Annotated in this window: 9 protein-coding genes; 6 read left to right on the top strand and 3 right to left on the bottom strand. The window is 71.2% G+C overall.

The window, feature by feature from the left end; all coding sequences use genetic code 11:
- Positions 1 to 132 precede the first annotated feature (132 nt).
- A complete protein-coding gene (locus tag AC07NX_RS00880) occupies positions 133 to 1,650 on the top strand; it encodes a calcium-binding protein (RefSeq protein WP_494638277.1) in 1,518 nt (505 codons plus the stop codon).
- 213 nt (positions 1,651 to 1,863) lie between these two features.
- On the opposite strand, the gene AC07NX_RS00875 is transcribed toward AC07NX_RS00880, so the two are convergent.
- Positions 1,864 to 2,586: an energy transducer TonB family protein gene (locus AC07NX_RS00875; RefSeq protein ID WP_494638275.1), complete on the bottom strand. Its 723-nt coding sequence runs from the start codon at positions 2,584 to 2,586 to the stop codon at positions 1,864 to 1,866.
- A gap of 197 nt (positions 2,587 to 2,783) precedes the next feature.
- Here AC07NX_RS00875 and AC07NX_RS00870 point away from each other — a divergent pair, with 197 nt between their 5' ends.
- The gene (locus tag AC07NX_RS00870) at positions 2,784 to 3,656 is read left to right on the top strand and encodes a lytic transglycosylase domain-containing protein (RefSeq protein ID WP_494638273.1); all 873 of its coding nucleotides are present in this window, start codon (positions 2,784 to 2,786) and stop codon (positions 3,654 to 3,656) included.
- 179 nt (positions 3,657 to 3,835) lie between these two features.
- On the opposite strand, the gene AC07NX_RS00865 is transcribed toward AC07NX_RS00870, so the two are convergent.
- Together AC07NX_RS00865 and AC07NX_RS00860 are read right to left on the bottom strand one after the other, a co-directional pair.
- Entirely contained in the window at positions 3,836 to 5,041 is a 1,206-nt protein-coding gene (locus AC07NX_RS00865; protein ID WP_494638271.1) for a CaiB/BaiF CoA transferase family protein, read from the bottom strand.
- A 65-nt stretch (positions 5,042 to 5,106) separates the two neighbouring features.
- Complete coding sequence (locus tag AC07NX_RS00860) at positions 5,107 to 6,915, bottom strand: ATP-binding protein (RefSeq protein ID WP_494638269.1); 1,809 nt, start codon at positions 6,913 to 6,915, stop codon at positions 5,107 to 5,109.
- Between the two features lie 160 nt (positions 6,916 to 7,075).
- Here AC07NX_RS00860 and spbR point away from each other — a divergent pair, with 160 nt between their 5' ends.
- From spbR to AC07NX_RS00840, 4 genes are all read left to right on the top strand, one after another.
- Positions 7,076 to 8,212, top strand: coding sequence for a pole-localized protein SpbR (gene spbR, locus AC07NX_RS00855; protein ID WP_494638267.1), 1,137 nt, complete (start codon positions 7,076 to 7,078; stop codon positions 8,210 to 8,212).
- A gap of 143 nt (positions 8,213 to 8,355) precedes the next feature.
- Positions 8,356 to 9,108, top strand: a complete 753-nt coding sequence (locus AC07NX_RS00850; protein ID WP_494638265.1) for an NUDIX hydrolase — start codon at positions 8,356 to 8,358, stop codon at positions 9,106 to 9,108.
- A gap of 174 nt (positions 9,109 to 9,282) precedes the next feature.
- The gene (locus AC07NX_RS00845) at positions 9,283 to 10,524 is read left to right on the top strand and encodes a glycosyltransferase (protein WP_494638263.1); all 1,242 of its coding nucleotides are present in this window, start codon (positions 9,283 to 9,285) and stop codon (positions 10,522 to 10,524) included.
- Between the two features lie 80 nt (positions 10,525 to 10,604).
- The gene (locus tag AC07NX_RS00840; RefSeq protein WP_494638261.1) at positions 10,605 to 12,131 is read left to right on the top strand and encodes a methyl-accepting chemotaxis protein; all 1,527 of its coding nucleotides are present in this window, start codon (positions 10,605 to 10,607) and stop codon (positions 12,129 to 12,131) included.
- Positions 12,132 to 12,183: the final 52 nt, after the last annotated feature.

The raw sequence follows: 12,183 nt of genomic DNA, 5'->3' as shown, positions 1-12,183 counted from the left end.
GACAGTCAGAGGTTGTTTAAAATCAATGGATTGGGGCGGAGCGGCTCTCATTCGCGCCGCACCGTCGCCCCAATTGGCCCAGCATTGGGACCTTGGAGGGCGGGGGCGCCGTCAAGCAAGAATGGAAGCCGAATGACCACACTCACGGTCGGCCAAGGCCAGCAATACGCGACGATCAGCGCTGCGGTGAATGCGTCCCATGATGGGGACGTCATCCAGGTGCAGGCTGGGACGTACACGAACGATTTCGCGACCATCAACACCAAGATCACCCTGCAAGGCGTGGGAGGGATGGTCCACATGGTGGCGACGGGCGACATCCCTAACGACAAGGGCATCCTGATCGTCAACACCGACGTCACGATCGACCATTTCGAGTTTTCGGGAGCCACCGGCGCGAGCAATAACGCCGCCGGCATCCGCTATCAGGGCGGCGCGCTGACCCTGACCAACGACTATTTCCACGACAATCAGAATGGCCTGATGGGCGGCGGCGTCGTAGGCGGCACCATCACCATCATCAACAGCGAGTTCGCCAACAACGGGGCCGGCGACGGCTACACCCACAACCTCTATGTCGGCGACATCGCCAAGCTGACCATCAGCGACAGCTACTTCCATGACGCGGTGGTCGGCCACGAGATCAAGAGCCGGGCCGCCGAGACCGTCATCACCAACACGCGGATCATCGATAACAACTCCACCTCGAGCTACAGCGTCGACCTGCCGAACGGCGGCAAGGTGACGCTGAGCGGCAACGTCATCCAGCAGGGCCCGAACGGCGAAAATCCCAATATCATCGCCTACGGCGCCGAAGGTGTGACCCATGCGGTCAACACGCTGACCATGACCAACAACACCGTGCTCAACGATATGGGCAGGGGAACGCTGGTGTTCGACGCCAGCGGCACGTCGGCCACGCTGGACGGGACGAAAGTGTGGGGGCTCAGTGACAGCCAGATGGCGTCCAGCTCGGCGGTAACGGTCACCAACACCACGCACTTGTCCGCCGAGCCGACGCTCGACACCTCGCATCCCTGGGCGACCAGCACCACGACGCCGCTCCCCGAGCCGACCCCGACGCCGACGCCGACGCCGACGCCGACCCCGACGCCGACCCCCGAGCCGACCCCGACCCCCGAGCCAACCCCGACGGGCATCGTCTGGTCGGGTGGTAGCCGCGGTAACGTGAAGTCCGGCGGCGCGGGCAATGACAGCCTCTCGGGCAACGGGGGCGCCGACACGCTCTCTGGTCTGGCGGGCGATGACACCCTGTCGGGCGGCTCCGGCAAGGACACTCTGTTGGGCGGCTCCGGCAATGACACCCTGTTGGGCGGTTCCGGCAATGACTTCCTGCTCGGCGGGACTGGCAATGACCAGCTGGCCGGCGGCGGCGGCAACGACGTCTACAAGTTCGAAGCCGGCGGCGGCCACGACACCGTCATGGGCTTCGCCACGCACAACTACTCCGGCACGGAACGCGACCACTTCGACGTTTCGGGCCTTGGCGTCCATTCGTGGGAGTACGCCTCCGCGATCCACATGACCGACACGTCGGCCGGCGTGGTGATCTCGGTGGGCGACATGGACATGCTTGTGTCCGGCATGCACGCGTCCAGCTTCAGTGCGGCCGACTTCATCTTCGCTTGATCGAACACGCCCGCCGCGCCGGGAGCCTGCTACGGAGCGGGACGCCCGGCGCGTCGGTGCGTGTAGGCGCGGGGCCTGGGATGACGGGCGAAAAAGGGAGTGTCGGGGACACGCCCTCGGTGGACGCCACCGACCAAGCATAAAACCCCGGGGCGCCGCGCTGGAAGGCGCGCGACGCCCCGGGGCTCCCCCGTGACCCGAGGGCGGCGCCGGTTAGCCCTCGGCCGCGTTGAAGCGGATCGGGATGCGGACGCTGGCGCCGTCGACGGCCTGGCCGTTCTCCATCTGCGGGCTCATCCGGAAGAACCGCGACAGCTTGACAGCGGCCTTGCCGAAGCCCTCCTCGGCCGGGGTTTCGTCTAGCACGCTGCAGGCCTGGATCGTGCCGTTGGCGGCCACCGTGCAGTTCAAGGTGGCCATGCCGCCGACGCCCCGGCGCATGGCGCTTTCCGGATAGAAGCGGCTGAACTCCGAGGCCCCGGGCTTCTTCAGCCAGTTGGGCCGGGTGACGACCTTGGGCTGGATCGGTTCGACCAGGGTCGGCGGACCGGGCGGCAGATCGGTTTTCAGGTCCACCGGACCCGGACCGGGCGGATCGCGCGGACCTTCGACCGGCTTGACCGGCAGCGGATCGACCGTTGGGGGCGTGACCAGCGTCGGCTTGTGGACCAGGGGCGGGTTCGACGTCGCCTTGGGCGGCGTCGGCTTGTCGGGCTTGGGGGGATCGGGGATCACCGGGTCGATCAGGATCGGCGTCGGATCAATGTACTCGATCTTGGTCGGCTCGACCCACTTCTGATAGGCCAGATAGGCGAACAGGCCCGCATGGGCGGCCGAAACCACCACCAGCGCCGCGAACAGCGCCTTGGACGGCTTGCCGCGCTGGGTGTCCAGGCCGGGAATGTAGGAACCGACCGCGCCTTCGTAAGCGACCATGACAACCTCCTTCTGCATCGACCGCCTGAAGAAGCCGGGGTCGATGAAGCAAGCCTGTCACGCAGAATTACGTTTGTAAATATTACGGGCGTAGAATTTTTACACCTGTAACTGCGGCGACCCGCCACAGGCAATTTCTGCCGGGCTCCCGGGCAGGGTTAAGGCGCGATTAACCATGCGGGTTCACATCTTCGGGCATGGCGAATGTCACCTCCATCCGTAGCGTCGTCGAGTCGGCGATCCAGCGCGCGTCCAGCGCGACGGGCGTGGATTTCTCGTTCCTGATGGGCACGGCCAAGCGCGAGAGCGGCTACAACCCCGCCGCCAGGGCGCGGACCTCGTCGGCCTCGGGCCTGTTCCAGTTCGTCGACCAGACCTGGCTGTCGACCCTGAAGAAGCATGGCGCCAAATACGGCTACGCCCGCTACGCCGACCTGATCCAGCAGGGATCGGACGGCCGGTACCGGGTCGCCGGCGACGAGGCCCGCAAGGCGGTGCTGGGCCTGAAGCTGGACCCGCACGCCGCCTCGTTGATGGCCGGCGAGCTGGCCAGCGACCACGCCTCCTACCTGCGCGGCCGGGTGGGGCGCTCTCCCACCTCCGGCGAACTCTACGCCGCCCATTTCCTGGGCCCCCAGGGCTCGGCCCGGCTGATCGAGGCCGTCGGCAATGCGCCCGGGGCCAGCGCCGCGGCCCTGTTCCCCGACGCGGCGGCCGCCAACCGCTCGATCTTCTATCGCGAGGGGCGCCCGGCCACGGTCAGCGAGGTCTACGCCAACCTGACCCGAACGGGCGGCGGCGGGGCTGTTCCCGACACCGCGCCGGTCGTCAACGCGCCGGACGCCGACCAGGGCTTCGTCCAGTACGCCACCGGCCGCCGGCTGGAGCGCATCCAGCAGCAGCAGGAATTGGTCAGCCTGATCCTGCGCGGCCCGCAGGACGCCGACGACGGCTTCAGCTTTGCTTCGAACGGCGGCTCGTCGGCCTCGCGGATGGCCAGCTCGATGTTCTCGTCGGAAATGCTGCGCGTGCTGTCCGACGCCAGCGACGGCGGCAAGCGCCGGCGGTAGTCAGGCCGGGCTCAATCGAAACACGCCTCCAGCGTTGTCATCCCGGGCGGAGGACCGCGTAGCGGGCAGCAGACCCGGGACCCAGGGCCATCGCACCGCCTCAGCCCAGTCCCCTGGGTCCCGGACAGCCTCTGCGAGGTTTCCGGGATGACAACAAAAGTCGCTCTGAGATGAGCACCCTATTCCGGCGGTCCGATTGAGCTGGGCGCCGAAGTCACCCCCGCGATCTCCGCCGCCGACCACCCGATCTCCGCCAGCACCGCCGCCGTGTGCTCGCCCAGCCGCGGCGCGGGGCCGCGCGGTCCGTCCTCCGCGCCGGGGAACCGGGCCGGACCGGCCGGAGCGCGGAAGGTTCCGCCACGCCCGTCGGGGGTCTCCACGAAGCAGCCGGCCGCCGCGGCCTGCGGGTCGGTGAGCAGATCGCGCGGGGTTTGCCAAGGCGCCCAGGTGATGTCGCCGGCGTCGAGGGCCGCGGCGGCGGCGGCGTAGTCCATGGCCCCGAAAGCCTCGTCCAGGGTCTCGACCAGGGCGGGGCCGTTCTCGCGACGCAGCTTCGCGCTGGAAAAGCGCGGATCGTCGACCAACTCGGGTCGGCCGGCCGCCGCCGCGATCCGCGCCCAGTCGGTGGCGCCCTGGCGCGCCAGCAGGCAGATCCAGCGGCCGTCGCGGGTCTGGAAGAAGTTGGCCAGTGGCTGCACCGCCTCGCGCCGGGACCGGGTGGAGGCCAGCTTCCCGAACCGAAGCTGGATGGCCATGTCCGAGCCGATCGCATAGACGCCGGTGCGCAGCAGCGAGGTCTCGACCAGCCGGCCGACGCCGGTCCGCTGGCGTTCGTGCACGGCGGCGAGGATCGCCGACACGGTCGCCAGCGAGGTGACGTGGTCGCCCATGCCGGTGCGGATCGGGAAGGGCTCGGCGCCCTTGGGGGCGGTGATGGCTCCCACGCCCGCCCGCGACCAGAAGGCGGCCACGTCCATGCCCGGGCGGTCGGCGTCGGGACCTTCCAGGCCGTAGCCGGTCAGGCTGCAATAGATCAGGCGCGGATTGACGGCCTTCAGGGTCTCGTAGTCGAGCCCGGCCCGCGCCAGGCCGGCGGGGCGGACATTGGTCAGGAAGACGTCGGCGCCCTGGGCCAGGGCCTTGGCGGCGTCGCGGCCGGCCGGGGTGCGGATGTCCAGCACGACCGAGCGCTTGCCGCGGTTGTCCAGTTCGAAGATCGGGTTGGCGGCCTGGTCCGAGCCGATGGTGTCGAAGAAGCCGCGCATCGGATCGCCGTCGGGCGACTCGATCTTGATCACCTCGGCGCCCCAGTCGGCCATGATCCCGGCCGCGCCGGGGGCGGCGATGTAGGTGGCCAGCTCGATGACCCGCAGATCGCGCAGCATCCCGTCCTCCCGCGTCTTGTCGTTGCGGGCAGTGTGGACGAGTCAAACGGTTGTTGGGAAGCGGTTTAGGCGACCGCCGCCTGGTGGTTGGCGTTCTTGCGGTCGAGCGCGGCCGCGTCGGCCACGGCGCGGGCCACGGCCGCGACGCTGACCGGCTTGCGCAGGACGGTGTCCGCGCCGGCGTCCAGGCATTCGCGGGCCTCGTCGGCGTCGCCGCCGATCACCGCCACGATGGCCACGTCGCTGTTGCCGCCGTCCAGGGCGCGCAGGGCGGCGGCGGTCTGCGGGCCGTCCATGACTGGCATCCGGCCGTCCAGCATCACCAGGTCGAAGTCGCAGATCCGGGCCAGGTCCAGGGCGCGGCGGCCGTTCTGGGCGTGGACCACCTGGTGGCCCAACTGCTCGAGGATGGCCCGCAGCATGGCGGCGTTGAGGGCGTCGTCCTCGGCGATCAGGATCCGCAGGTTGCGGGGCGGGGCCCCGGCGGCCTCGACGGGCTGCGGCCCCTCGCCGCCGGCCGGCTCGGTCGCGCAGGGGGCGTTGTCGTCGAAGGGCAGGGTCAGGGTGAAGCAGCTGCCGACGCCGACGGCGCTGGTCGCCTCCAGGGCTCCGCCCATCAGCCGGGCCAGCTGGCGCGACAGCGACAGGCCCAGGCCCGCGCCGTTGACGCCCGCGCCGGTGCGCTCGACGCGCTGGAACGCCTGGAAGGCCTGGTCCATCTCCTCGGGCGACAGGCCGGGGCCGGTGTCGGCCACCGCGATGGCGATCTGGTTCTCGCGCCGCTCGACCCGCACCTCGATCCGGCCGCGCACGGTGTACTTGACGGCGTTGCCGACGATGTTGGCGATGATCTGGCGCGTGCGCAGGGGATCGCCGATCGCGGCGCCCAGCTGGCGGTGCTCCAGGTCCGGCTCGACGTGGACGGCCAGCTCCAGGCCCTTGGCCACGGCGTGCGGCCGGTCCAGCAGCACCAGGTCGCGGATCAGGCGGACGGGTTCGAAGGCCACGCTCTCGACGGCCAGGCGGCCGGACTCGGCGGTCTCGGAGTCCAGGGTGGCGTTGAGCACGGCGACCAGGTCCTGGGCGGCGTCGAGGGCGGCGTTCAGCTGCTCGCGGGAGGGGGCGGCGCGTCCGCCCTTGCCGGCGGCGGCGGCCAGCACGTGGGTCACGCCGGTCAGGCCGTTGCGGATCTCGTGGCTGAGGGTGGCGACGATGTCGGACTTGGAGCGGGCGGCGCGCTCGGCCGACTCCAGCACGTTCAGCCGCTCCTCCAGCAGGGCCTCGTGGGCCAGGGCCAGGGCGTGCTGGCGGCGCAGCATGCGGTTGAGGACCAGCGACAGAGCCATGGCCAGGGCGATGGCCCCGAAGGCCATGACGCCGGACCGCTCGCTCTGGGGATGGGCGAACAGCAGGTACAGCGGTCCGACGGCCGCGATCGGCGCGGTCACCAGCAGGGCCAGCAGGCCGGGGGCGGCGAAGAAGATGCAGACCACGGCCGCTCCGGCCGACAGCAGCAGCAGGGTCTCGCGCACGCCGCCGGCCCCGTCGGCGAAGACGGCCATCTGACACACCGCCACGGCCCACAGCAGGCCGGACATCACCTGCACCCGCGCGCGGCGGGCCAGGTCCTGGGCCGCGTCGGTGCGCAGCCAGGCGACCACGCCGTAGAAGACGCCCCAGTTGATCGCGAACACCGCGAAGCTGATCGCCATCCAGCCGGCGTTCTGCGCGAACGAACCGGCCCAGACGTAGATCGGCAGGCTGACGGCGAACACGGCCAGGGCGTAGGGCAGCAGGGCGGTCTGGGCGTCGAGCGCCAGGCGGGCGTCGGCGCCGCCGTCCGCGGGGGTGTTTTGTCGGCGCTCGGCGAACAAGGACTGATTCCTCGGCTGGTGAGGACAGACCCTAGGAGATCGCGGTTTGCGCCGCGTTACGGCTTATCGTTAACGACCGCGGCTTTGAGGGCAAACAATCGTTAAGCATACCGGGCGATGATCCGATTCCTCGCCGTTCCACGGGCTTGAGGGGAGAACGATGGCCACCACCCGCGCCGCCCTGACCGAACACGACATCCGCATGCTGGTGAAGGGCGCGACGCCCGACGAGCGGGCCCTGGCCGCCCACAAGCTGTGCCGCACCATCGACCGGGCCGAGCTGGATGAGGCGCAGCGCGCCCTGGCCGCCGAGATCCTGCGGGTGATGGCTGCCGACGCCGCCGAGCTGGTCCGCCGCGCCCTGGCCGTGACCCTGCGCAATTCGCCGACCCTGCCGGCCGACGTCGCCAACCGCCTGGCCCGCGACGTCGAGAGCGTGTCCCTGCCCGTGATCAGCTTCTCGCCGGTGTTCAGCGACGCCGACCTGGGCGAGATCGTCCGCCTGGGCGGGCCGGTGCGCCAGCTGGCCGTGGCCAGGCGTCCCAGGCTGTCGGGCAAGGTCGCCGCCCTGCTGGTTGAGCAAGGCGACGAGGAGGTGGTCGCCACCGTCTGCGCCAACGACAACGCCCGGATGTCGGAGACCGCCCTGCAGCGGGCGCTGGAGCGTTTCGCCAAGTCCGAGAAGGTGCTGACCGCCGTCGCCTATCGTTCGGCCCTGCCGCTGTCGGTGACCGAGCGCCTGATCGACATGGTCGGCGACCAGCTGCGCGACCACATCCTGGCCACCCATCCGCTGTCGGCCGAACGCACCCTGGAGCTCATCCTCGGCGCCAAGGAGCGGGCGACGATCGACCTGGTCGACCAGGCGGGCCGCGCCGCCGACGCCAAGGCCTTCGCCGCCCACCTGGCCAGCGTCGGCCGGCTGACGCCGTCGCTGCTGCTGCGCGGCCTGGCCCATGGCCACATGACCTTCTTCGAATGGGGCGTGGCCGAGCTGGCCGGCGTGCCGCATCACCGCACCTGGCTGATGATCCACGACGCCGGGACCCTGGGCCTGAAAGCGATCTGCGAGCGGGCCGGCCTGCCGCCGCGCCTGTTCCCGGCCCTGCGCGCCGGGGTCGACGCCTTCCACGCCCTGGAATACGACGGCCGCCCCGGCGACCGCGAGCGGTTCCAGGAGCACATGATCCAGCGCTTCCTGACCGCCTCGCCGGCGGTGTCGCGCGAGGACGCCGACTACCTGCTGGACCGGGCGGATCGCCTGCACGAGCAGGGCAAGGCGGCCGCGGCGGGGTAGGGGCTTCTCGGGCCCGTCCAGGTTCGGCTTTCCAGCAGCGCTTCCGGGATGACAACTCTCCGGGCCTTCCGGTCGGTTTGGATCGTTCGAACGTCTGTTCGAAATCCCTGGGCGCCACGCCGCTTCCGCGCCACTCTCTCTCGATGACAGACCCCATCCGCCCCGCCGCCACCATCCTGCTGTTGCGCGACCAGCCCGCGTTCGAGGTGCTGATGGTCAAGCGCCACCACCAGATCGACTTCGCCGGCGGGGCCCTGGTGTTTCCGGGCGGCAAGAGCCACGCCGGCGACCACGATCCGGCCTGGGCCGATCACGCCACCGGCTGGGAGAGCGTCGGCGAGGACGGCGCGTCGCTGCGCATCGCCGCCCTGCGCGAGGCCTATGAAGAGGCCGGCGTGCTGCTGGCCCGCGACGCGGCGGGCGGGCTCTACGCCGGCGAGGCGGCGATCGACGTGCGGGCGGCGGTGGCCGAGGACCGCCTGGCCTTCCTCGACGTGGTGCGCGACCTGGGCCTGAGGCTGGACCTGGCGGCCCTGACCCTCTTCGCCCGCTGGATCACCCCGCCGCTGACGGCCAAGCGGTTCGACACCTGGTTCTACGCCGCCCACGCGCCCCTGGCCCAACTGGCGATCTGCGACGGCCACGAGGCGGTCGACGCCGAATGGATCGCGCCGGGCGAGGCCCTGGACCTGGCCGCGTCGGGCCAGCGCAAGGTGATCTTCCCCACCCGCATGAACCTGCGACTGCTGGCGCAGAGCGCCAGCGCGGCGGCGGCGATCGAGACGGCGCGGGCCCGGCCGCTGGTCACCGTCGAGCCCTGGATCGAGGGGGCGTCGTTGCGGATCCAGCCCGACGCCGGCTACGGCGACGTGGCCGAGCCGCTGTCGGCGCTTTAGCCCGGGGCGAAGGGCCAAGGGTTCGAGCGTCCGCCTTGGGTGGGTTTCGGCCTCCACAAGCCCTCAGAGCCCCCCGCCTGACAGGGATCTGGGGACGAAACAGTTTCGTTCAAGAATTGGCGGGCGGCGATTTATGCGCAGTTTGTAGAGTCCTCAACGCAAGGGGAGGACGAAATGCGGGTGCTGTTGTCGACCTTTGGATCGCGCGGGGACGTCGAGCCGATGGCGGGCCTGGCCGCGGCCCTGCGGGCGCTGGGCGCGGAGGCGGTGGTGTGCGCCCCGCCGGACCCGGAACTCGCCGAGCTGGTGTCGCGAGCCGGCGCGTCGCTGGCGCCCGCCTTCACGCCGGTGCGCCGGTGGGTGGCCTCGGCGCTGGAGAGCCGGCCGCCCATGGACCTGTCCCAGCGCGCGGCGGGGGTTCTGACCGCCCAGTTCGAGGCCATCTCGGCGGCGGCAGAAGGCTGCGACGCGATCCTGGCCGCCGGCCTGTTCCCGTCCACCGCCGCGGCGCGATGCGTGGCCGAGCTGCGGGGCGTCCCGTACGTCTACGCGGCCTATTGTCCGGTCTTCCTGCCGTCGATCCACTACCGGCCGCTCCCGTTTCCCGGTCACCCGGTTCCGGCGGACGTGACCGACAACCGGGTGCTGTGGGCGCGGAACGCGGAGGCCATGAACGCCATCTTCGGGGCGGCGTTCGGAGCCCTCCGCGCCGAGAACGGCCTGCCGCCGGTGGACAATGTGCGCGACCACGTCTTCACCGATCGGCCCTGGCTGGCGTCGGATCCGGTCCTGAGCCCGTGGCGTCCGACGGACCTGCGCGAGGTGGTGCAGACCGGCGCCTGGATCCTGCCGGACGACCGTCCGCTGCCGCCGGCGCTGGACGCCTTCCTGAGCGCCGGCCCGCCGCCGGTCTATGTGGGTTTCGGCAGCATGCCCATGCAGACCCTGAACGATACGGGGCGGGCCGCCGTCGAGGCGGCTCGCGCGCAGGGCCGCCGGGTGCTCCTCGCCCACGGCTGGGCCGACCTGGCCCTGGCCGACGACCGGGGCGACGGTCTCGCGGTCGGCGAGGTCAACCAGCAGGCGCTGTTCGCCCGCGTGGCCGCGGTCATCCACCACGGTGGCGCGGGAACCACGACGACGGCCGCCCGGGCCGGCGCGCCGCAGGTGGTGGTTCCGCAGATCGCCGACCAGCCGTATTTCGCCGGCCGGGTGGCGGAGCTCGGCCTTGGTGTCGCGCACGACGGCCCCACGCCGAGCGTCCCGTCCCTGTCGGCCGCGCTCGGAACGGCCCTGGCGCCCGAGACCCGCGCACGGGCCGGCGCCGTGGCCGCTTCCATGCGTCCGGACGGGGCGATGGCGGCCGCCGAGCGGCTGCTCGCCTTGGTCGGCGGCGGCGGACGCGCGAACCCTTAAGGGGCCTGGATTTCAAGCTCGGTTAACCTAATCCGGTCACCTCTCTGGGCCTTGTGGATTTCGTGACTCGGGGCAGCGGCATGAGCGTCAACCAGCAACTCGACCAGCGCATGGCCTTCATGCGGTTCGACGATCGCGCGCGGGCGGCCCTGAAGGCGGCCAAGCCGGTGGTCGATGGCGAAATCCACGCCGCGCTCGACAGCTTCTACGACCAGGTCCGCGCCTATCCCCAGATGCGCGAGCTGTTCGCCAGCCGCGCCCAGATGGACGGGGCCCAGGCCCGCCAGGGCGACCACTGGCGCAAGATGGCGACCGCCGAGTTCGGCCCCGACTACGCCGCCGACGTGCGGCGCGTCGGCCAGGCCCATGTCCGCGCCGGCCTGGAGCCGCGCTGGTACATCGGCGGCTACGCCCTGGTGGTCGAGCATCTGGTCCGCGCCGTCCTGGCCAAGCGCGCGAAGGGCGGCCTTTTCGGCGGCAAGGGCGGGGGCGAGGTCTCCGACCAGGTCGTGGCCCTGGTCAAGGCCACCTTCCTGGACATGGACCTGGCCATCTCCAGCTATCTGGAGACCCTGCAGGAAGAACGCGAGCGGATGGCCGCCGAGCGCCAGGCCGCCGACCAGCGCCAGGCCGCCGCCGTGGCCGCCGTGGGCCAGGCCCTGGCGCGGCTGGCGGCGGGCGATCTCTCGGCCCGGGTCGAGGGTGAACTGTCGCCCGAATTCATGAGCCTGAAGGCCGACTTCGACCACGCCGCGGCCGCCCTGGCCGACACCATCAAGGCCGTGGAACGCGCCACCTCGGGCATCCGCTCGGGCGCCGACGACATCGCCCACGCCGCTGACGACCTGGCCCAGCGCACCGAGCAGCAGGCCGCGACCCTGGAAGAGACCGCCGCCGCCGTCGAGCAGCTGACCGCCACGGTCGACCGCACCGCCAAGAGCGCCAAGGCCGTCTCGGCCCAGGTCAGCGAAGCCGCCGCCGACGCCCAGCGCTCGGGCGCGATCGTGACCCGCGCCGCCGAGGCCATGACCCAGATCGAGAGCTCGTCGGCCAAGGTCTCGCAGATCCTGGGCGTCATCGACGAGATCGCCTTCCAGACCAACCTGCTGGCCCTGAACGCCGGTGTTGAAGCGGCCCGGGCCGGCGACGCCGGCCGCGGCTTCGCGGTGGTCGCCCAGGAAGTGCGGGCCCTGGCCCAGCGCTCGGCGGACGCGGCCAAGGAGATCAAGACCCTGATCGCCGACTCCAGCCGCCAGGTGGGCGAGGGCGTCGACCTCGTCGCCCAGACCAACCAGGCCCTGCGGGGCATCGTCGACAAGGTGGGCGTGATCGACACCCTGGTCGACGAGATCGCCGCCTCGGCCAACGAGCAGGCGTCCGCGCTCGGCCAGGTCAATGTGGCGGTCAACCAGCTGGACCAGGTGACCCAGCGCAACACGGCCATGGTCCAGCAGTCGACCGAGGCCACCCACGCCCTGCGCGCCGAGGCCGCGGACCTGTCCAACCACGTGGGCGGGTTCCGGACGGGGCCGGCGTCCTACGCGGCGGAGAATCCGGTCCACCAGCAGCACGCCCGCGTGGCCGCGTTCGCGCGACCGGGGCGGTGACGATGGCGCGGGAGGGGCGCATGCGCCGGCCCCCGCCGCGAACTTTGCTTTC

The sequence above is a fragment of the Caulobacter sp. GW821-FHT09A05 genome (assembly GCF_059418465.1).
The sequence above is the reverse complement of the archived record's forward strand: the minus strand, read 5'-3'. Positions and strand labels throughout refer to the sequence as shown.